This window comes from Sphingomonas sp. Root720 (assembly GCF_001428605.1).
Taxonomy (GTDB): domain Bacteria; phylum Pseudomonadota; class Alphaproteobacteria; order Sphingomonadales; family Sphingomonadaceae; genus Rhizorhabdus.
The window spans coordinates 155,144-175,085 of sequence record NZ_LMID01000013.1 but is presented as its reverse complement, the minus strand read 5'-3'; the positions used below and the strand labels follow the sequence as shown (position 1 = coordinate 175,085).

The following is a 19,942-nucleotide window of genomic DNA, read 5'->3' as shown; positions in this document are numbered from 1 at the left end:
CGGCACCGGGCGCCTTGATCCGCGTCAATGCGGCAAGCAGGCCGGCGGGCGCAGAAGCGATCTTCCGAGGGATGGAGGATCGCATGGCCGATGGCGGGATCGGGACGGGAAAAAGCGCTTATGATCGCATCGGCGGCGCGGCGGTAGTTCGGTCGATCGTCGATCGCTTCTACGACCTGATGGACGGGGATGGCCGCTTCGCCGCATTGCGCGCGCTGCATGGCCCCGACCTGGAGCCGATGCGCCGGTCGCTGGCGGGCTTCCTCGCCGCCTGGCTCGGCGGGCCGCGCGACTGGTTCGCGGACAACCCCGGCAAATGCGTGATGTCGCTGCATGGCGCGATCGCGGTGAGCCCGGCCACCGCCCGGCAATGGGCCGACGCGATGCGGCTCGCGATCGCCGATGCGGCCGGAAGCCGCGATGCCGGCGACCCGGACCTTGGCCGCCAGATGGCCGATGCCCTGGAGGGCATGGCGCTGGCGATGGTCCGGGTCGAGCCGGTCGGCGGCTGACCGGCGGCTTACTTGGCCAGCTCGGCCTCGATCGCGTCGGTGATGATCGCGTCGTCGGGGGCGATGTCGGGGGCGAAGCGGCCCGCGACGGTGCCGTCCTTGGCGATCAGGAACTTCTCGAAATTCCACAACACGTCGGTGTCATTCTCCGGCACGATGCCGTAGCCGGCCAGCTTCTGCTTGAAGCCGTCGTCCTTGAAGGTCGCGGCCGGCTGTGCGGCGACGAGCTTGGCATAGAGCGGGTGCTGGTCGTCGCCCTTGACCGAGACCTTCGCGAACATCGGGAAATCGACGCCGTAATTGGTCGTGCAGAATTGCTGGATCTCGGATTCGGTGCCCGGCTCCTGTGCGCCGAAATTATTGGCCGGGAAGCCTAGCACCGCGAAGCCCTTGTCCTTGTACGCGCCGTACAGTGCCTCGAGCGCGGTATATTGCGGAGTCAGGCCGCACTTCGACGCGACGTTGACCGCCAGCAGCACCTTGCCGGCATAATCGCCGAGCGTGGCGTCGTCGCCTGCGATCGTCTTGAGCGGAACCTGCTGGATCTCGGTGGCCATTGCGACTCTCCTCTTGGGTGGACGGGCGCCGGTATCGGATGGAGCGGCCGGGCGCGCAACCCATCCTCTCGCGTCGTTCCGACGGAGGGAACGGCGTCAGGCGTCCCCGCCGGCCACCTCGATCGCCTCCAGGATCGTTTCCCTGTCGCCGATATGGTTGATCAGGATCAGGATCAGCCGCGCGTTGATCCGATGGCTGTCAGCTTCGTCGCGCCCCTCGTGGAGCGCGATCAGCTTCTCATAGACGCCGTCGGGATCGGCGAGGTTGGGGGTGAGGATAAGGTTCATCTCAGCAACCTCGATTGGCTCGCGCCAACGCGCGGGCGATCTTCGCCGCATCGGCTCGATGCCAGCGCGCCGCGACATAGTGATCGGGCCGGATCAGATAGGCGCCGCCCGCTCCCAGGCCGTAGCGGGCGAGCGCGATCGGAGCGTCGTCGAGTTCGAGGATATCGATGCCTTCGGGCGGCGACTCGCCGCCGCCCGCACGCAGGAGCACGAAGCGATCGCCGAGCCCGCCGAGCAGCCACCCGTTGCCGAGCGGTGCATCGATCGCGGGAGAGCCGGGCGCGATACCGCCGTCCCACGCGTCGTCGTCCGGGGTATTGAGGCTGCTGTCGGGGTAGCTGATCGCGGTCGAAAGCCGGCCCGAGTTCACGATCGGCCGGGCGAAGCCATGCTCCGCCGCCAGCTCGAGCACCGCGTCGCGAAAGGCCTCGCTCACGCTGCTCTTGGGTGTAAGAAAATCGGTCGAACGTGTTGAGTTCAGGATATTTTCGTCCGCTGTGACGATCGCTTCCTCATTATAGCTCTCAAGCAGCGCCGGGTCCGCCCCGCCGAGGACGAGGTCGAGCTTCCAGCCGAGATTGTCGATGTCGGCGAAGCCGCCGTTGCAGCCGCGCGCGCCGAAGGGCGACACCAGATGGGCGCTGTCCCCGGCAAAGAGGACTCGGCCGTGGACGAAGCGTGCCATGCGGCGGCACTGGAAGGTGTAGATGCTGTACCATTCCTTCTCGAACGCGACGTCGGGGCCCAGCATCGCCCGGATGTAGCGCTCGACATTCTCGTCCCTGAGGCATTCCTCGCGGTCGACGTTCCAGCCGAGCTGGAAGTCGAGCCTCCAGACGTCGTCGGGCTGGCGGTGGAACAGCGCGGACTTGCCGGGATTGAAGGGGGGATCGAACCAGAACCAGCGCTCGGCCGGGCGGTCCTCGCTGATGCGGATGTCCGCGATCAGGAAATTATCCTCGAAGACCCGCCCTTCGAAGTCGAGGCCGAGCATGGTCCGGATCGGCGAGCGGTTGCCGTCGCAGGCGATCAGCCATCCTGCGTCGATCGCATAGTCCCCCTCGGGCGTGCCGACCTCGATCGCCACGCCCTCGTCGCGCGGGGCGACGCCGCGTATCTCGTGCCCCCAGCGGATGTCGACATTGGGTAGCGCCGCCAGCGCGTCGACTAGATATTCCTCCACATAATATTGCTGGAGGTTGATGAAGGCAGGCCGCTTCTGGTCCTTCACCGGCAGCAGGTCGAACTGGTAGACCGGGTCGGCCCGGTCCTTCCAGAACACCTTGCCGACGTTCCAGGTCACGCCCTTCTCGACCATCCGGTCGCCGACGCCGAGCCGGTCCATGATGTCGAGCGAGCGCTTCGAGAAGCAAATCGCCTTGGAGCCGCCCGCGATATAGTCGAGCCGGGTCAGCACGGTGACGCGGTGCCCCCGGCGGCCGAGGTCGAGCGCCATGGCGAGGCCGACCGGGCCGGCTCCCGCGACGACAACGGGCACCTCTTCGGCCGTCGTGGCGGGCCGTGGGGTCGGCCCGATGCTGCGCCAGACGTGCCCGTAACGGACGTCGGTCATCGCGCTTATCCCTGCAGCAGGTCCCAGACTTCGCGGTCGCGCTCCATCGTCCAGATGCGCGGCCAGTCGATGCCGTCGAACTCGTCCCACAGGCGCTGCACGTCGAACGGCAGGCAATGTTCGAAGATCGGCCAGCGGCCGAACTTCGGGCCGAGCGCGGCATGGGTGGCCTCGAACGCCTCCTTCAGCGTGCCGCCGCGCTTGTGGACCGCGCCGGTCTGCTCGATCATGACCTTCAGGAACTCGCGGGTCTGCTCGACCGCAGCGTCGGTCGCCGCGACGCCCCTGGCGACCGCGCCACGTCCGCCGATCAGATTCTCGGACCGATAGGCCTTGACCTTGTCGAGCGTGCCCGACGACCAGTCGAAATGGAAGGCGTCGCCGGTGTAGAGCGCCGCCTCGGCCTCGACCAGGTCGCCCGCGAACAGCGTCCTGCTCTTCTCGTGCCAGGCGACGATGTCGCCGGCGGTGTGCCCGCGCCCGCAGAATTGCAGGTCGATCCTGCCGCGGTCGCCGCCCAGCTCGATGCTGTAGCTGTCCGCGAAGGTCTCGGTCGGCCAGGTCAGGCCGGGGATCTCCTCGGGCTGCTTGAACAGGCGCGGCATGCGGCCATATTCGCTGTCCCAATCCTGCTGGCCGCGCTCCTCGATCAGCTTGCGGGTCCGCTCGCTGGTGATGATATGCTCTGCGCCGAAGGCGCTGGCGCCCAGGACGCGGACCGCATGATAATGGGTCAGCACCAGATATTTGATCGGCTTGTCGCTATGCTCGCGCAGCTTGGCCAGCCAGTCGCGCGCGGCAGCCGGGGTTGCGCGGGCCTCGAAGCAGACCAGGAAGTCCTCGCCCTCGATCGCGCCGACATTGGGATCGCCCTCTGCGGTCAGCGCGTAGACGCCGTCGGCGAGGATTTCGAGAGTTTCCTTCTTTTCGGCAAGGTCGGCCGACGATGCGAAGGGCTTGGCCATATCCGTCTCCTGTCATGTCCCGCGCGCTGGCGGGCGATCTGTCCTGGCCGGGTATAGCGCGCGCCCGACCGACCCCTTGTCCATAGAGCTATGGACAGGGACTCGCCCGCGTGCCGCGCGGCTGGTATGAAGCCGCCATGACGTGGAGCGGATTGCCCGAACCTGTCGACCCGAGGATCGGCGCCTCGCTGATAGAGGCGGCTGGCCGCGAGGCGTTCGGCGACGTCCTGCTCGATGCCGCGCAGCGCTACGACGTCGTCGAGGAAGTCTTCGCCTATCGCATCGGCGCCGACGGCAAGCCGCAGGTTGTGGCGTCGTCGAGCGGGCTCGATCGGTCGGACGAGCGGGCGGAGATCTTTGCCCGGCGTTTCTACCGCGACGATCCGGCGCGCGGCATCTGGGCGGAAACCCCGGTCGGCGCGGTGTTCGCGCGGCGGGTCCATGCCAGCCAGATATTGCTGCCCGACTATCGGGCGATCTGCTTCGACAAGCCCGCCTTCGCCGACAAGCTGTGCTTCGGCTGGCGGGGCAGCGACGAAAGCCTGTTCCTCAGCATGTACCGGCGCGGCGCCGCCGAATGGCAGGGCGCGGCGCGGCTGGCGGCGCTCGCCAGCGTGGCGCTGTCGGCGATCGCGCAGAAGCCGCATCAACCCTCGGCCAGCCTTGCCGAGCGGCTCGAGCAGCGACTCGCCCGCTTCTATCCCGACCTGCGCGGCCGCGAGTTGCAGGTCTGCGCGCGAACCCTGGCGGGGGGCAGCGCCGACGCGATCGCCGCCGAACTGGGCATCGGGCGCGCGACCGTGCTCACCTATCGGCAGCGCGCCTATCAGCGCTACGGCTTCTCCGGCGTGAGCGAGTTCCTGCCCGCGATCCTCGATTGACCGGGGGCGGCTTCAGGCGTCGTCGTCGTCGGCATGGGCGAGCAGAGCCTTGACCGAATAGAGCATGGCCAGTTCGCGGTGGGCGGCGACGGCTTCCGGACCGGCGGCTACGGCGGCCTGCTCGACTTCCTGCCGAGCCCGCAGCAGGAAGTAGGAGGATTCGTCCCCGATCTCCTGCGGGATCGTGTCGGGAATTCTATCTGTCTGTTTCATCAACATTATCTTTGTTCGCTTGCGATGTCCGGGGCAAGTCCAGCCATAAGGATTTTCGTTGACTGATTGATGAATGATCCGAACAAGGCCGCCCGATTGCGACCGGGCGAGCCCCGCGTGCGGGCAACTGGGAAGTGGACGAGGGCGATGGACGACGAGCGGGCGCGCAGCCGCGAAGAGGAACGGAACCGCCGGGCGGCGGAGCGCGCCGAAGCCGCGCAAGCCCGTAGCGAGCGCCGCGCGGCCGACCGGGACGAGGCCGCCCGCCAGCGCGAACAGGCCCGCGCGGCGCGCGGTGCCGAGGACGAGGCGCGCCGTGCCGCCCTCGCCGCCGACCGCGAGGGGCGGCCGAAGCGGCGTGCGTCAGGATCGCTGGCCCGGACCGGCGAGCAGAAGGTCGTTCGCGACGTCCGCCTCTACCGGACCAATGTCGACACCGGCCGCATGCGCGAGCTGGCGAAACGCGGGGCGACGGTCGAGGGGCTTGCCAAGGTGTTCGGCGTTTCGATCGAGACGGTAGTGGAGGCGCTGAAGGGCGACGCGGCGTTGAAGGCCTGAGAGAGAGGCGGCTTGGGAGTCGGTGCGGATGGCCGACTATTCAATTACCAGATCCGAATTGGCGCAGCAGTCCGCCAGCTTGGCATAAACCTCGGGCGCGATGTTGACGCACCCGCCGGTCACCCGCCGCCGGCGCTCCACCTCCGACGACGCAAGCCGCTCGAGCCGATGCTCGCGAGGGGCGCCGAGCCATACGCGATGGATGGCAAACACATCGCTCGGTCCTTCCTTGAAGCTCAGCACGTCGCCCCCATAACCCGGGGTGAGTACCCGCCGTTCGGCGAGGCGATAATGGCCGGTCGGCGTCGTGTCCCCGACCAGTGCTGGATAGCACTGGCCGAGAAAACAGATCGTCGCCAGGCTCAGGCTGACGACGACGCTCAATGTCGGATCGGCTTTGGCGGCACTTCCACCAATACGGTGCGCATCGTCCCGATCTCGCAATCGCGCAGTTGGATGTTGGTAACCAGGCGCTGGTTGGAACTCGACGAGCCCATTCCCCCCTGGCCCCAGCTTCCGCCGCCACCGCCGCCACCCAGGGCGATGTTACGGTTGCTCGCGACACCGATCACGGTGGTGAACATCACAACCTGATGGCCGAACATGCGTATGTCGCCATCCGCCATCCGTTCCATGCGATAATCGACCGTATTGCCGGCATCGTCGCGATAGGGCTCGATATCGTCGCTGAAGCCCTGCGGTACGGAGGACTTGCCGAACAGACCAATGAAGGTTCCGTAGACCTGCTGCCGCACGATGCGCTGCAGCGGCCCGCAAGCGGACGTCTCCTTGATGATGTTGCCGACAGCCAGCTGTGATGGCGGCGTGCCCGGGACGACCGGCGGGATGAAGATCGCCTTGGAGCGATAGACGCTGTGGTCCGAAGCATCGACGTTGGTTGCGCTGTTGCCGCCGCTGTTGCTCGCATCGCTGCCGAGCATGTTGCCGCCCGAGCTCGATGTCGTCGCGCCGACGGTCGACGCGCTCCCGTTCGCCTGGTTGTTGCCGCCGAGATAGGCATTGCTGGCGCCGGTGCTGCTAGTGCTTGCGCCGGTGTTGCTGGTGCTGGCACCCGTTGAGAGAGTGTTGCCGCCTGACGAACTGCCGCCGAGCGTGTTCGTCGATGTGCCGGTGTTCGACTGGCCCATGGTCTGGTTGCCGTTGGTGGCGCTGCTCGCGTTGTCGTTCTGGGACATATTGCCGGTGCTGCTCGAGCCGATCGAGCCCGTCGTCGTGGTCGCGTTCTGCGTGGTTTGCGCCGAATTGTCGAACACCGGCGCGACCGTGTTGCCGCTCTGGTTGCTCGCGGACGAGGTCCCGGCGATCGAGCTCGTCGTAGTGCTGTTGTCCGCGGTCGCGGTCAGCGAGTTATGCCCCGCGTCCTGCACGCTGATCGTGCAATTGGTGGCGCCGGCAGGGCAGGTTTGGCTCGATTGCGCACTCGCGATGTTCGAAAGGCATAGCGCGGCCCCGGAGAGAAGGGCATATTTTGAAAGCATGATTTCCCGATCTACTTTTTGGTTTTCGGTAAGTAGATGAAAGATATAATAAAAAAAGTGCATAACAGCACAGAATAAGCGCGATTCACTGTATTTATACTTAAGTATTCATTTTATTTATTTGCATCCAGTGGAACTTATTCGCATTGCGAACGTAAGCGCGGAGCCGCGGGAGAGAGATGGTTGCCGCAGCTGGCCCATCTTCTTTCCGGGCCTATCCCCCGCTCGCGCGCGCTGGCCTCATTTCCGCGATTGCCTTCATAACCGGGCCGATCCGACTTGCCGCGCCGTCGCTCCGCTGCCATAGGCGCCGACCCCGCAGCCGCTGGAGCTTCGCATGCAGACCAATGCCGCCGGCCGGGCGATCGGCCTGGATTTCGGGACGACGAACACGGTGGCGGCGCTTTCGCGGGACGGTGGATCGGCCGAGCTGATCGGGTTCGAAGGCGCGCAGGCCAGCGGTTCGGTGTTCCGCTCCGCGCTGTGCTTCTGGCAGGACGAGGGCGTGCGCGGGGGACTTGCCTATGAGGCGGGTCCCTGGGCGATCGCCGAATATCTCGACTATCCGCAGGGCAGCCGGTTCATCCAGTCGTTCAAATCGGTCGCCGCGAGCCCGCTGTTCGAACATGCTTCGGTCTTCGACAAGCGCTTCCGCTTCGAGGAACTCGGGCAGCGCTTCCTGGAGCGGCTGACGGGCCATGCGGGCAGTGGGCTCGATACCGACGGTGCGCGCATCGTCGTCGGCCGGCCGGTCGACTATGCCGGCGCCCGCGCCGACCCGGCGCTCGCGCGCGAACGGTATGACCGGATGTTCGCGGGCTTCGGCGCCGAGGTCCATTATGTCTACGAACCGCTGGGCGCCGCCTTCAGCTTCGCTTCGCGCCTGACCGAGCCCACCACGGTGCTGGTGGCCGATTTCGGCGGCGGGACCAGCGACTTCTCGATCGTCAGGGTGGCCGAGCCCGAGGCGCGTCCGCGCTGCGTGCCGCTGAGCTCGAGCGGGGTCGGCATCGCCGGCGATCGCTTCGATTCCCGCATCGTCGAACGGCTGGTGCTGCCGCTGCTCGGCAAGGGCGGCCTGTATCGGTCCTTCGACAAGATACTGGAGATTCCGGCGGGCTATTTCTCGGATTTCTCGGACTGGTCGAAGCTCGCGCTGATGCGCAACCGACGCACGCTCGACGAGCTGGGCAAGCTCCGGCGCAGCGCGGTCGAACCGCATGCGATCGACCGCATGATCGCGGTCATCGAGAATGAACTGGGCTATGCGCTCTACGACGCGGTAGGCCAGCTCAAGCGGACGCTGTCCAGCGAGGATAGGGCTTCGTTCCGCTTCACGGGTGGAGGCCTCGACATCGAGGCCGAGGTGAACCGCGCCGATTTCGAGGGGTGGATCGCCCCGGACGTCGCCCGCATCGAGGCCGCCGTCGACCAGGCCCTGGCCAGGGCGGGGATGGCGGCGCTCGGCATCGACCGGGTCTTCCTCACCGGCGGGTCGTCGCTGATCCCCGCGATCCGGGCCATCTTCGCGCGCCGCTTCGGCGAGGACCGGATAGGGGCGGGCGGCGAACTCACCTCGATCGCGCATGGCCTCGCGCTGATCGGCCAGTCCGAGGACATCGCCGAGTGGGCGGTATAGCCCGCGACGCGGTCATCCCGGCATCGATCCACCGTTATGCCGCTTCTTCCCACCGGCCGAGATGGCGAGGGCGGATCAGGGCAAGGAGATTCCAGCCTGCGCTGGAATGACGGGGAGGGATTAATGTATATACATTAAGGTTGGCCGGGTCAGGCCGGGCTCAGCACCCGCACCGGATCGCTGCCGTCCCAATCGTCGGCCGCGGTCTTCATCATCGTGAAGAAGCCCTCGGTCTTGTCGGTCATTTCGATCAACTCGATCATGCCCGGCAGCACGCCGTCGGTGTCCATATAGGCCGCGCGCGCGCCGACGCCGGCGACGCCGTACAGCGCCATTTCATGCCCTTGCGCCTTGTAATGGGCGACGTCGGCGTCGAAATCGCGGCAGGATATGCCGAAATGGTGGAAGCCCCAGCCGCGCTTTTTGTAGATGTCGGTGTAGACCGACGGCGTTTCCATATCGTGTTGCTGGATCAGCTCGACGCACATCGATCCCGAATAGGCGAGGGCGAGGCTGACGTCGAAGTCGGTCGGCTGGCCGCGATATTGCGCCTCGAACAGCGGGAAATGGTCGATGATGAACCAGGGCCCGGTCTTTAGTCGCGGGCGATATTGCTCCAGGGCCTGCCGGATATCGGGGACGATATAGGCCACCTGCATGATGCCGCCCATCGGCTGGCCGAAGTCGAGAATCTGGTCCATGGAACAGGGATCCTAGTTGGTGAGGCTCATCCCGCCGTCGATCACCAGCGAGGCGCCGGTGACGAAGCGGGCTTCGTCGGACATCAGGAACAGCACGCCGTTGGCGATATCGGCGGCTTCCTGCCATTTCTTCATGGGCACCTTGGACAGGAAGGCCTCGGCAGCCTGCTCCTCGTCGATGCCGAGTTCGGCGGCGGTGCGGGCGATGAGGTCGAGATGCATCGGCGTGCGGACCTGGCCGGGGTGGACGCTATTGCAGCGGATCGCATAGCCATGCTCGCAGCAATGCAGCGCGACCGACCGGGTGAACTGCATGACCGCCGCCTTGGATGCACCATAGGCCGACAGGAAGGGGGTCGGTACCAGCGCGCCGATCGACGACATGTTGACGATCGCGCCGCCGCCCGCCGCGGCGATGGCCGGCACCGCATATTTGCAACCGAGGAACACCCCCTCGACATTGACCGCGTAGATCCGGCGCCAGTCCTCGGCCAGCGCGCCTTCGGGATCGGGCGGCCCCTTGCCGTCGGCGATGCCGGCATTGTTGACGAGGCCGTCGAGCCGCCCGTGCGTCTTGACGACATCGGCGATCAGGTCCCGCCATTGCGTCTCGTCGGTCACATCCTGGCCGACGACGTCCTGCCCGTCGGCGATGTCGGTGCGGACGACGGTCGCGCCCTCCTCGCCCAGCCGCCGTGCGATCGCCGCGCCGAGGCCGGCGGCGGCGCCGGTGACGATGACGACCTTGCCCGAAACCCGTCCGCTCATGATCAACCTTTCGTGTGCGCGCTGCTGGGACCCGCCAGTTGGGCCCCGTCGATGACCAGCGCATGGCCGCTCATCATCGCAGCTTCGTCCGAAGCCGCGAAGAGGATGGCATTGGCGATATCCTGGGGTGTGGCGATGCGGCCGATCGGCACCAGGCGGGCCATGGCCTCGAGCATCGCCTGCCGACCGCCGACCGCGTCGGCGACGGGATCGAGCATCTCGCTGTCGACATAGGTCGGATGGACCGACACGCAACGGATCGGCAGGCCCTGTTCGGCGCAGTACAGCGCGACCGACTTGCTGAGCGTGGTGACGCCGCCCTTCGACCCGCAATAGCCGGCGACGTCGGATATGCCGATCAGCCCGGCCAGCGAGGAAACGTTGACGATCGCGCCGCTGCCCCCGGTGGCGGCGATCGTACGGATCGCCGCCTGGCAGCCGAGCATGACGCCGGTCAGGTTGACGGCGATCATCCTGTTCCACTGGTCCATCGTCAGGTCGAGGATCGTGCCCGGAAAGCCGATTCCCGCGACATTGGCGAGGATGTCGAGCCGGCCGAAGCGGTCGGCCGTCCGGCGGGTGGCTTCGGCCCAGCCGGCCTCGTCCGCGACATCGAGGCGCAGGGCGAAGGCGGCGTCGCCGATCGTCGCGGCGGTGGCCGACGCGCCGTCCTCGTTGAGGTCGGCCACGACCACCCTGGCGCCCTCGCGGGCGAACGTCAGTGCCGTCGCCCTGCCGATACCCGACGCCGCGCCGGTGACGATCGCAACCTTGTCCTTCAGGCGCACGCCCGCTTCCTCTCGTTCTTCCTGATCTGCGAGGAGGCTAGGCAGCGGGTGGGGAAGGGAAAATAGCGGGAACCACTTAGGGGGCCGAACATCGGCGGCGGGAAGGAGCGTAGGTATTCCCCGTCATTTCCCGGCCTGAGGGATGTGACGCACTGTGGCCCGACAAGAGTTGTTAGGAGACGTGACCATGGTGCTGCTCACCAAGGGCGACAGCCCCGATATCGCCCAGACCAAATTGCATCGCCCGGCCTTTTATGATGTCGGCCAGTTGCCCTGGCTCGACTGGGTCATGCCGGAAACCTGGTTCAAGCTGCTCAACGTCAATCCGCTGACCGGCGGCTTCACCCTGCTGCTGAAGGTCGGTCCCAGCAACGAAGCACCGGTCCATGGCCATATCGGCGGGGTCGAAGGCATATTGCTCGAAGGCGGCTTCGGCTATGGCGAGGATCGCGGCCGGGCGGGCTGGTATGTGCGCGAGGCGGGCGGGATCAACCATATCCCCGACACCGATCCCGACGGCATGGTGATGTTCGCCACGGTCAACGGGCCACTCGTCGGCTATCATGCCGACGGCAGCGTCGCCGCGATCGTCGACGGCAAGCTGATGTACGAGATGGCGGAGGCCGGCGGGGCGGCGGACCATATCGACAAGCCCGCCGACTGGTGAGCGTGAACCAATGCCCTCACTTCGTCATTCCCGCGAAAGCGAGAATTCACGGAAACGGAGCGCTTCCTGACTGGACATGCCGCCGTCATGGATTCCCGCTTCCGCGGGAATGACGTTGAAGAGGGACCTGAAATGCTCGGGCTGATGCAGGATCGGCCGCTGCTGATCAGCGGATTGCTGCGCCACGCCGCGGCGGCGCATCCGGCGCGGCCGATCCTGTCGCGCGTCGTCGATGCGCCGCTGTGGCGTTACGATTATGTCGGGCTGGCCGCACGGTCGGCGCAGGCGGCGCATATGTTGCGGCGCTTCGGGGTCGGGCCGGGCGATCGGATCAGTTCGCTCGGCTGGAACGGTCACCGCCATATGGAGCTGATGTTCGCGGCGCCGGGGATCGGCGCGGTGCTGCACACCGCGAATCCGCGCCTGACCGACGAGCAGATCGCCTATACGATCGACCATGCCGGCAGCACGATGCTGTTCTATGAGCGCAGCTTCGCCGATCTGGTCGAGCGGCTCGTGCCTTTGCTTCCCGGCATCCGCCATTTCGTGATGTTCAGCGACGCGGCGCGGACCATCGCGGGCACGGTCGGCGCACTATGCTGGGAAGACCTGCTCGCGCGCGAGGAGGATCGCTTCGACTGGCCGCTGCTGGAGGAGGGGAGGGCCGCCTTCCTGTGCTACACCTCGGGCACGACAGGTCATCCCAAGGGTGTGCTCTACTCGCATCGCTCCACCGTTCTGCACGCGATGGCGGCAAGCCTCGGCTCGGCCTTCGGGCTCGGCGCGTTCGACTGCATCATGCCGTGCAGCAGCTTCTACCATGCGACCGGCTGGGGGCTGCCCTTCGCGGGGGCGCTCAACGGCTGCGCCTTCGCCTTGCCGGGCGACCGGATGGACGCGGCGAGCCTGCACGAGCTGGTCGAGATGGCAGGCGTCACCTTCACCTGCGGCGTGCCGACGATCTGGACGATGTATCTCGACCATCTCCAGCGCAGCGGGGCAGGGACGGGCACGCTCGACCGCATCGTCATCGGCGGATCGGCGGTGCCGCGCGCGATGGCCGAGCGCTTCGCCCGCGATCACGGCGTCAGGGTGCTCCAGCTCTGGGGGATGACCGAGCTCAATCCCGTGGGCGTCGTCGCCACCCCGACCCCGGCGATCGCCGAGCGGGGCGCCGGCCATGTCGACGAGGTGATCTGGACCCGGCAGGGACGCATGCAGTTCGGCGTCGAACTGAGGATCGTCGGCGAGGACGGCGAGGAACTCCCCCATGACGGCGAAAGCTCCGGCCGGCTCGAGGTGCGCGGCCCCTGGACGATCCGGCGCTATTTCCGGGCCGACGAGGATGCCGCCGATGCCGATGGCTGGTTCGACACCGGCGATATCGCGACGATCGACGCCAACGGCTTCCTGCGGCTTACCGATCGCGCCAAGGACGTCATCAAGTCCGGCGGCGAGTGGATCAGCTCGATCGACATCGAGAATATCGTCGTCGGCATGGCGGGGGTGCGGGTCGCGGCGGTGGTGGGAGTCCATCATCCCAAATGGGAAGAGCGGCCGGTGCTGGTGGTCGAGCCGCACGACGGCGCGGTGGTGACGGCGGAGGCGGTCCGGGATTTCCTGGCGCCGCACATCGCCCGATGGTGGATGCCGGACCGCGTCCTGTTCGATGCCGTGCCGCTGACCGCGACCGGCAAGATCGACAAGAAGGCGCTGCGTGCCCGCTACGCCGATTGCCTCGACGTCGAGGGCGTCGGCTGACGGCGCCGGCGGTCAGTGGATCTGGAGCAGGCGCGAGAGCAGCTGGGTGCGGCTGCCGACGCCGACCTTGCGGTAGATCGAGCGCAGGTGGTTCTCGCCGGTGCGCAGCGAGATGCCCAGTTCCCGGCTGAGCGAGGCGTTGCACTTGCCCGCTGCGATCCGCGACACGACTTCCGCCTCGCGGTCGGTCAGTCCGAATTTGCGGCAGGCATCGTCGATCGCGTGGCGCTTGCCCGACCCGCTGGTGACGACGAGGTGGAACGGCCGCCCGTCGGCCGAATCGAAATTGCGGATCTCGACCTCGATCGGCTTGGGGGTGTCGTATTGGAAGGTGATGGTGCCGCCCCCGCTCCGGTCGCACCCCAGCAGCTTCTGCTTGATCTCGCCGAGCAATGAGGAGCCTTGCCGGCCGGCGCTGCCGATGCCGATATCCTCCATGCCGCGGGCATTGCCGTTGCGGATGACGAGATCCTCGTCGAGGATCAGGAAGCCGAAGTCGGTGCCCGCTTCCTTTGCCGCCATCGCGATCGTCTCCGACAGCGCGATCGCCTCCTGCGCGGCCAGCACGTAGAGCACCGAACGGAGCGCGGGGCCGAGCCGCTGGAACCAGGCGATCTGGTCGGGATGGAAGGCGGGATCCTCGGGGCGGCGGTGGAAGCCGACGCAGGCGAGCTGGGTTTCGAAGGCGGTGTTCATCGGCATGACGAAGGCGACGACATGGCCGATGTCGAAGGGCAGCAGGAAGCTGTTCCCATAATAGCTGTTCTGCTCGAGGTTACGCTTGAACGACCCGGTCAGCATGTTGGGCAGCGGCCGCTTCGGGTCTTCGAGCCAATCTATCGCGGGTTGCATCACCGGATCGAGCTTATGGAACTCGTCGAGGTAGACGCTGACCGATGCCGGCTTGTGGCCGACATAGCTGTTGGCGCCGAAATGCCGGTCACCGAGCGGCGAGGCGAACATCTGAATGAAGACAGCGCTGGTCGCGTCGAGCGCCTCGACCAGTGGCTCGAGGATGTTGCCGTTGATGCTGCCGATCCCCTCGCAGGACAGGATCTTCTCATAGAGGCTGGCCGACGGATCGGAGCTGAAACTCTGCTTCCACATGGCTGTCTCCACTCGTCCTCCCCTGGCCGGGTCGTCTGGCGCAACCCTCGTCGTCGGACCGCCCTTCGATAATGGGCCCATTCTATGCCTCCGCGGACCTTCCGTCCATGCAATTGCCCGAGCGGGGCTGAGTATTTCCCGTCATAGGCAGCGCACCCGCCCCAATGCAGATAGGCTGTGTTGCAATAAGACGCCGGGCCTGTTGTCGTGGCCCGGCCCATCGGGGAGAGGCAAGAGTGTTCAGAAACAGCATCGGCACGTTCCGTTCGGCTGCGTGCGGAATCGCGCTGGCGGCCGCGGGCCTGTCCGTGCCGGCTCTCGCGCAGGAGAGCGGCTCGCCGTCGTCGGTCGATGCCGTCGACGATATCGTGGTGACGGCCACCCGCCGCGCCGCCAATGTGCAGGATATCGGCATCGCGGTGACGGCGCTGGGGGGCGACCGGCTGATGGAACTGGGCCTGCGCAACTCGACCGACCTGGCGGCGATGACGCCGGGCCTGCAGTTCACCGCGCCGGGCGGACCGCCGGTCGCCGGCCTCATCTCGATCCGCGGCGTGTCGCAGAACGACTTCGCCGGCCATATCGAGCCCGCCAACGCTTATTATATCGACGAGGTCTACCAGCCTTCCAACGCCACCAGCGTGCAGGAGCTGTTCGACGTCAGCCGGGTCGAGGTGCTGAAGGGGCCGCAGGGCACGCTGTTCGGCCGCAATGCCACCGGCGGCCTGATCCACGTCGTCACCAACCAGCCGACCGACGAGCTCAACGGCTATGTCGACGCGACCTATGGCAGCTATGACCAGCTCCGGGTCGAGGCGGCCGTGGGCGGCCCGCTCGCGGAAGGCGTCTCGGCGCGCATCGCGGTGCTCAAGAACAAGGCCGACGGCTATGTCAAGAACGCCATCGGCCCCGACATCCTCGCCAACGACACGCTCGCCGCGCGCGGCCAGCTGAAGATCGAGCCGAACGACCGGCTGACCGTCAACCTGTTCGCCGACTGGTACAAGATCCGGCCAGTGGCGACCGGCGGCGCGATGATCGCCGGCGCGACGCAGGACGCCGACGGCCTCGGCGTGCTGCTGCCGCCCGGCTCGCCCACCGGCTTCGGCTATGTCGACGCGGACGGCGATCCCTATACCGGTTCGTTCAACTTCCCCGGCCGCTTCACCCGCGAAACCTGGAGCGTCGGCGGCAAGATCAACCTCGACCTGGGCGGCGGCATTTCGCTGGCGACGGTCACCAGCTACCAGAGCCTCGACAGCGAATATGCGGCCGACAATGATTTCTCGCCGGTCGACATCGGCATCTTCCAGCAGGATGCGAAGGCCAAGCATTTCACCCAGGAAGTGCGCCTGATCGAGGATGAGGGCGCGTTCCGCTGGACGGCCGGCCTCTATTATCTCAACATCAAGGGCGACTATTTCCAGGGCTTCAACCTGCCGGCCTTCGGCACCTATCCGCGCGCCGACTACAGCGTCGATACCAAGTCCTATTCGGGCTTCGGGCAGATCGAATATGACCTGACCGAGCGGCTCAAGCTGACCGCCGGCCTCCGCGTCACCCGCGACGAAAAGGACTATTACTACTCGGAGGTCTGCACCGGCCCGCTTTGCCCGGCGTTCATCGCGCCGGGGACGCTCGCCGCCGCCGGAGTCACCACCGACAAGCATGGCGAAACCGGCTTCTCCGGCCGCCTCTCGCTCGACTATCGCCTGAACGAGGACGCGCTGGTCTATGCCAGCGTCAATCGCGGCTACAAGGCGTTCAACTATAATGCCGGGTTCGTCGGGCAGGCGCCCCTCAGCGGCTTCCGCTTCAAGGGCGAGGACCTGATGGCCTATGAGGTCGGCGGCAAGTTCGAATTCCTCGACCGCCGCCTGCGCATCAATGGCGCCACCTATTATTATGATTATTCGGACTATCAGGCGTTCGACCAGCGCGGCTTCAACTTCACGCTCTTCAACACCAGCGCGAAGATCTACGGCGCCGATTTCGAACTGTCGGCGCGTCCCGGCATGGGGTTCCAGTTCGATGCCGGCCTGGCGCTGCTCCACACCAATGTGAAAGGCATCCCGATCGGCACCCGGCTGGTCGACCGCAAGGCGCCGCAGTCGCCCGACTATACGATCAACCTGGCGGCGACGAAGCGCTTCGACCTCGGCTTCGGCCAGCTCAGCGGGACGATGAACGCGATCTACACCGACGACTTCTACGCCCAACTCACCAATGCGCAGGCGACCCTGATCAAGGGCAGCTGGCTCGCCAACGCCCGGCTGTCGCTGAAGCTGGCCGATAGCGGGTTCGAACTGGCCGGGTTCGTCAACAACCTGTTCGACAAGGCGCGCAAGACCTTCGCCTTCGATGTCTCGGCTCCGCCGCTGGGCGGTTCCTACGGCACCTATGCCGCCCCACGCTGGTTCGGCGTACAGGCGCGCTACAGCTTCTGACGCTATCCCCTGGGGCGCCGACGTGAGAGCGTCGGCGCCCTTTCTTCATCGCCCCGGCGAAAGCCCAATGCTGTACGGGGTTTCGTCAAATCCCGGACAGCTGTGGGCCTCCGCCGGAATGCGGAGGGTTATGCGGCTCAACCGCGCCGCGAGCTTTCCAGCACCTCGGGGTAGCGGCGCAGCGTCTGGCGGCACCAATAGTCGAAAGTCGCCTGGATGAACTTGGGCTTGGTCATGAAGGCCTTCGCATCGGCGGCGAGAACGTCGTCCACCGCGATCGGCTGGTAGCCGGCACCCCGGCACAGCAACTGCATCCGTGCGGCATGTTCGATCGAGGCCAGGAAGAAGGTCGCCTCCTCCAGCGTCGCACCCGCGCCGAGCACGCCGTGATTGACGAGGAGGATGGCATTCTTCCCGCCCAGCGCGGTCGAGATGATCTCGCCCTCCTCATTCGCGAGCGGAACCCCGGGCCAGCGGTCGAGATAGGCGATCTCGTCGTGGAGCATCGCCATGTCCATATGGCTGATGATCAGCCGCTCGCCCGCCATCGCGATCGCCGAGGCATGAGGCGGGTGGGTGTGGACGATCGCGCGCAGGTCGGGACGCGCGGCGTAGATCCAGCTGTGGAAGCGTGCGCCGGGATTGGCCATGCCGTCGCCTTCGAGCACGTCCAGATTGGCATTGACCCGGACGAGGTTGTCCGCGGTCGTGTCGGCGAAGCCCTGCGCGAAGCCCGTCGTCCAAAAGCTGCCGTCGTCGTTGCGCACGCTGATCTGCCCGGCGAGCGACATGGCATGGCCCTCGTCGGCGAGGAAGCGGCAGGCGAGCGCGATCTTCTCCTTGAGGGAGAAATCCCCTGCGGCGATCTTCCGCTCCATGTCGCCGAAGGTGCGTTCGATCACCGTGGCATTGTCTTCCTGCAGCCCTTCATAGCCGATCGTCATCGCAATCTCCGTGGACATCTAGTTGCCTAAAAGGCATTTAATGGAAGCGTTCGCGGATATCGAGCGAAATCCGACATGCGCCGGCGATCGGTCCGACGCTATGCGATCGCCATGTTGCAATGCGAAAGGAGGCTGATCATAGGAGATGTCTCACGCGATCCACATCGGGGGGCGGCGGTTGCGGATTGTCATCGTTGACGACAGCGGGTTGCGCGCCACGGTCCTGGAGGAGGGGCTGCGGGAGGCCGGATATGACGATATCCACGTCGTCCCGCCGCATGGCGCCTTCGTTGCCAAGATCGAGCGGATGGCGCCCGACGTCGTGCTCATGGACCTCGGCAATCCGAGTCGCGACACGCTGGAGGAGATGCTGGTGGTCAGCCGCGCGCTGGCCCGGCCGATCGCGATGTTCGTCGACCAGTCCGACGACCAGATGATCGGCGCGGCGATCGATGCCGGCGTTTCCGCCTATGTCGTCGACGGGCTGCGCAAGGACCGGGTGAAGCCCATCCTGGAGCTGGCGATCCGGCGCTTCAACGCCTTCGCCAGGATGCAGACCGAACTCGACGAGGCGCGCACCGCACTGGCCGACCGCAAGACGATCGACCGCGCGAAGGCGCTGCTGATGAAAAGCCGCAACTTGGCCGAGCCCGATGCCTATGCGCTGCTGCGCACGACGGCGATGAACCAGGGCCGCCGCATCGTCGAGGTCGCCGACGCGCTGATCACGGCACATAGCCTGCTGGGAGGAATGGAATGACCTCGTCCCTGGCGCCGGTCGCCGTCGCCTTCCTGCCGCTGACCGACAGCGCGCCGCTGATCGCCGCGCGCGAGAAGGGTTTCGCGGCGGAGGCCGGCATCGACCTCGCGCTGCACAAGGCCACCTCCTGGGCTACCCTGCGCGACATGCTCGTCTATGGGCAGGTGCAGGCGGCGCACATGCTGGCGCCGCTCGCGATCGCGGTGACCCTGGGCCTCAGCCAACATCCGGCGGCGTTGTCTGCACCGCTCAAGCTCAACCTCAACGGCAGCGCCCTGGCGATGTCGAACGAGTTCGCCGCCGCGCTGGATCCCGATCCGGCCAAGCGGATCGCCGATCCGGTCGGCACCGCATATGACTTCGCCACCGCGATCGGGCTGCACCGGCGCAAGCCGGTGATCGGCGTGGTCCATCGCTATTCGAGCCACGCGCTGATGCTGCGCTACTGGCTCGGCTTCGCCGGAGTCGATCCCGACCGCGACCTGGCGCTGCGCGTGCTGCCGCCCTCGCTGATGGTCGAGGCGATGCGGTCGGGCGAGATCGACGGCTTCACCGCGGGGGAGCCGTGGGGCAGCGTCGCGGTCGACGCCGGGCTGGGGGAGATCGTCGCGGTCGGTTCGCGCATCTGGCAGCGCGGCGTGGAGAAGGTGCTGGCGTTGCGCACCGACTGGATGGAGGCGAACGCCGGCACCGTCGACCGGTTGGTCCTCGCGGTCGCGCGGGCCGCCGCCTGGTGCGACGATCCCGCCCATCATGCCGAACTCGCCGGCTTGCTGGAGGCGTCCGCCTATGTCGGTCGGCCTGGATCGCTGATCCTGCCCGCGCTCGACGGTCGGATGGCGTTGCGCCGTGACACGCCGCGCGTAGAGATCGGCGATTTCCTGATCTTCGCCCGCGAGGCAGCGAACTTCCCATGGCGGAGCCAGGCGCTGTGGATCTATTCGCAGTTCGTGCGCTGGGGGATGATCGCCGCGAGTGAGGCGGACGAGCGCCGCGCCGCCGACGTTTTCCGCTCCGACGTTTATCGACGCGCGCTGGCGACCAGTGGGTTGCCGATGCCCGGCGCCAGCATGAAGGTCGAAGGCGCAATCGACATTCCGACCGGGGTCGGCACGCACGGCGTAACCCTGACCCTCGGCCCCGACCGCTTCTTCGACGGGCGGGTGTTCGATCCCCAGAATATGGAGACCTATCTGGCCGACCTCGCCCGGTAAGTTTTTTGCACTTGCGAAGAGACGCCCGATAGCGGAGTGTTAGCGAGTCGCGCGATGATGCGCGCCCAGAGGAAGCCGTTCCCAACGACGGGACAGGCTT

Annotated in this window: 21 protein-coding genes; 9 read left to right on the top strand and 12 right to left on the bottom strand. The window is 66.5% G+C overall.

Going from position 1 to position 19,942, the window contains the following annotated elements; all coding sequences use genetic code 11:
• Nucleotides 1-83: 83 nt before the first annotated feature.
• Nucleotides 84-512, top strand: coding sequence for a group II truncated hemoglobin (locus ASE22_RS18245; RefSeq protein ID WP_056364085.1), 429 nt, complete (start codon nucleotides 84-86; stop codon nucleotides 510-512).
• An 8-nt stretch (nucleotides 513-520) separates the two neighbouring features.
• On the opposite strand, the gene ASE22_RS18240 is transcribed toward ASE22_RS18245, so the two are convergent.
• The 4 genes from ASE22_RS18240 to ASE22_RS18225 all read right to left on the bottom strand — a co-directional run bounded on the left by ASE22_RS18240 (nucleotide 521) and on the right by ASE22_RS18225 (nucleotide 3,895).
• On the bottom strand, nucleotides 521-1,069 hold the full coding sequence (locus ASE22_RS18240) for a glutathione peroxidase (RefSeq protein WP_056363049.1): 549 nt from the start codon (nucleotides 1,067-1,069) through the stop codon (nucleotides 521-523).
• A gap of 96 nt (nucleotides 1,070-1,165) precedes the next feature.
• Nucleotides 1,166-1,357, bottom strand: coding sequence for a DUF2783 domain-containing protein (locus ASE22_RS18235; RefSeq protein WP_056363046.1), 192 nt, complete (start codon nucleotides 1,355-1,357; stop codon nucleotides 1,166-1,168).
• A 1-nt stretch (nucleotide 1,358) separates the two neighbouring features.
• On the bottom strand, nucleotides 1,359-2,930 hold the full coding sequence (locus tag ASE22_RS18230; RefSeq protein ID WP_056363043.1) for an FAD-dependent oxidoreductase: 1,572 nt from the start codon (nucleotides 2,928-2,930) through the stop codon (nucleotides 1,359-1,361).
• A gap of 5 nt (nucleotides 2,931-2,935) precedes the next feature.
• Nucleotides 2,936-3,895: an MBL fold metallo-hydrolase gene (locus ASE22_RS18225; protein ID WP_056363040.1), complete on the bottom strand. Its 960-nt coding sequence runs from the start codon at nucleotides 3,893-3,895 to the stop codon at nucleotides 2,936-2,938.
• A gap of 110 nt (nucleotides 3,896-4,005) precedes the next feature.
• Here ASE22_RS18225 and ASE22_RS18220 point away from each other — a divergent pair, with 110 nt between their 5' ends.
• Nucleotides 4,006-4,776, top strand: a complete 771-nt coding sequence (locus tag ASE22_RS18220; RefSeq protein ID WP_235536282.1) for a helix-turn-helix transcriptional regulator — start codon at nucleotides 4,006-4,008, stop codon at nucleotides 4,774-4,776.
• A gap of 12 nt (nucleotides 4,777-4,788) precedes the next feature.
• On the opposite strand, the gene ASE22_RS18215 is transcribed toward ASE22_RS18220, so the two are convergent.
• Nucleotides 4,789-4,989, bottom strand: coding sequence for a hypothetical protein (locus ASE22_RS18215; RefSeq protein ID WP_156397132.1), 201 nt, complete (start codon nucleotides 4,987-4,989; stop codon nucleotides 4,789-4,791).
• Nucleotides 4,990-5,136: 147 nt separating this feature from the next.
• Here ASE22_RS18215 and ASE22_RS18210 point away from each other — a divergent pair, with 147 nt between their 5' ends.
• The gene (locus tag ASE22_RS18210; protein ID WP_056363034.1) at nucleotides 5,137-5,547 is read left to right on the top strand and encodes a hypothetical protein; all 411 of its coding nucleotides are present in this window, start codon (nucleotides 5,137-5,139) and stop codon (nucleotides 5,545-5,547) included.
• Nucleotides 5,548-5,583: 36 nt separating this feature from the next.
• Here ASE22_RS18210 and ASE22_RS18205 read toward each other — a convergent pair whose 3' ends face one another.
• Both ASE22_RS18205 and ASE22_RS18200 read right to left on the bottom strand, forming a co-directional pair.
• Complete coding sequence (locus tag ASE22_RS18205; protein WP_056363031.1) at nucleotides 5,584-5,931, bottom strand: hypothetical protein; 348 nt, start codon at nucleotides 5,929-5,931, stop codon at nucleotides 5,584-5,586.
• Nucleotides 5,928-7,109, bottom strand: a complete 1,182-nt coding sequence (locus ASE22_RS18200; protein WP_156397131.1) for a hypothetical protein — start codon at nucleotides 7,107-7,109, stop codon at nucleotides 5,928-5,930. Before ASE22_RS18200 ends, ASE22_RS18205 begins: the two co-directional genes overlap by 4 nt.
• A gap of 274 nt (nucleotides 7,110-7,383) precedes the next feature.
• Between ASE22_RS18200 and ASE22_RS18195 the strand changes: the two genes are divergently transcribed.
• Nucleotides 7,384-8,685 carry an Hsp70 family protein gene (locus tag ASE22_RS18195; RefSeq protein ID WP_056363025.1) on the top strand — a complete coding sequence of 434 codons (1,302 nt, stop codon included), beginning with the start codon at nucleotides 7,384-7,386 and terminating at the stop codon, nucleotides 8,683-8,685.
• Nucleotides 8,686-8,834: 149 nt separating this feature from the next.
• Here the strand turns inward: ASE22_RS18195 and ASE22_RS18190 are convergent, their stop codons facing one another.
• From ASE22_RS18190 to ASE22_RS18180, 3 genes are read right to left on the bottom strand one after another with little or no spacing between them, the layout of a single operon-like run.
• Entirely contained in the window at nucleotides 8,835-9,386 is a 552-nt protein-coding gene (locus ASE22_RS18190) for a VOC family protein (protein ID WP_056363022.1), read from the bottom strand.
• A 12-nt stretch (nucleotides 9,387-9,398) separates the two neighbouring features.
• On the bottom strand, nucleotides 9,399-10,154 hold the full coding sequence (locus ASE22_RS18185) for an SDR family oxidoreductase (RefSeq protein ID WP_056363021.1): 756 nt from the start codon (nucleotides 10,152-10,154) through the stop codon (nucleotides 9,399-9,401).
• Between the two features lie 2 nt (nucleotides 10,155-10,156).
• Nucleotides 10,157-10,942, bottom strand: coding sequence for an SDR family NAD(P)-dependent oxidoreductase (locus ASE22_RS18180; RefSeq protein ID WP_056363018.1), 786 nt, complete (start codon nucleotides 10,940-10,942; stop codon nucleotides 10,157-10,159).
• 187 nt (nucleotides 10,943-11,129) lie between these two features.
• Here ASE22_RS18180 and ASE22_RS18175 point away from each other — a divergent pair, with 187 nt between their 5' ends.
• Both ASE22_RS18175 and ASE22_RS18170 read left to right on the top strand, forming a co-directional pair.
• Entirely contained in the window at nucleotides 11,130-11,609 is a 480-nt protein-coding gene (locus ASE22_RS18175) for a cupin domain-containing protein (RefSeq protein ID WP_056363015.1), read from the top strand.
• A 144-nt stretch (nucleotides 11,610-11,753) separates the two neighbouring features.
• The gene (locus ASE22_RS18170) at nucleotides 11,754-13,370 is read left to right on the top strand and encodes a long-chain-fatty-acid--CoA ligase (protein ID WP_056364083.1); all 1,617 of its coding nucleotides are present in this window, start codon (nucleotides 11,754-11,756) and stop codon (nucleotides 13,368-13,370) included.
• Nucleotides 13,371-13,382: 12 nt separating this feature from the next.
• On the opposite strand, the gene ASE22_RS18165 is transcribed toward ASE22_RS18170, so the two are convergent.
• Nucleotides 13,383-14,477, bottom strand: a complete 1,095-nt coding sequence (locus ASE22_RS18165) for a helix-turn-helix transcriptional regulator (RefSeq protein ID WP_056364077.1) — start codon at nucleotides 14,475-14,477, stop codon at nucleotides 13,383-13,385.
• A 236-nt stretch (nucleotides 14,478-14,713) separates the two neighbouring features.
• Between ASE22_RS18165 and ASE22_RS18160 the strand changes: the two genes are divergently transcribed.
• On the top strand, nucleotides 14,714-16,924 hold the full coding sequence (locus ASE22_RS18160; RefSeq protein WP_056363012.1) for a TonB-dependent receptor: 2,211 nt from the start codon (nucleotides 14,714-14,716) through the stop codon (nucleotides 16,922-16,924).
• Nucleotides 16,925-17,061: 137 nt separating this feature from the next.
• Here the strand turns inward: ASE22_RS18160 and ASE22_RS18155 are convergent, their stop codons facing one another.
• Complete coding sequence (locus ASE22_RS18155; protein ID WP_200933087.1) at nucleotides 17,062-17,886, bottom strand: aldolase; 825 nt, start codon at nucleotides 17,884-17,886, stop codon at nucleotides 17,062-17,064.
• Nucleotides 17,887-18,046: 160 nt separating this feature from the next.
• Between ASE22_RS18155 and ASE22_RS18150 the strand changes: the two genes are divergently transcribed.
• Together ASE22_RS18150 and ASE22_RS18145 are read left to right on the top strand one after the other, a co-directional pair.
• Complete coding sequence (locus ASE22_RS18150; RefSeq protein WP_056363009.1) at nucleotides 18,047-18,628, top strand: ANTAR domain-containing response regulator; 582 nt, start codon at nucleotides 18,047-18,049, stop codon at nucleotides 18,626-18,628.
• Nucleotides 18,625-19,842, top strand: a complete 1,218-nt coding sequence (locus ASE22_RS18145; protein ID WP_056363006.1) for a CmpA/NrtA family ABC transporter substrate-binding protein — start codon at nucleotides 18,625-18,627, stop codon at nucleotides 19,840-19,842. Before ASE22_RS18150 ends, ASE22_RS18145 begins: the two co-directional genes overlap by 4 nt.
• The last annotated feature ends 100 nt before the right edge of the window (nucleotides 19,843-19,942 follow it).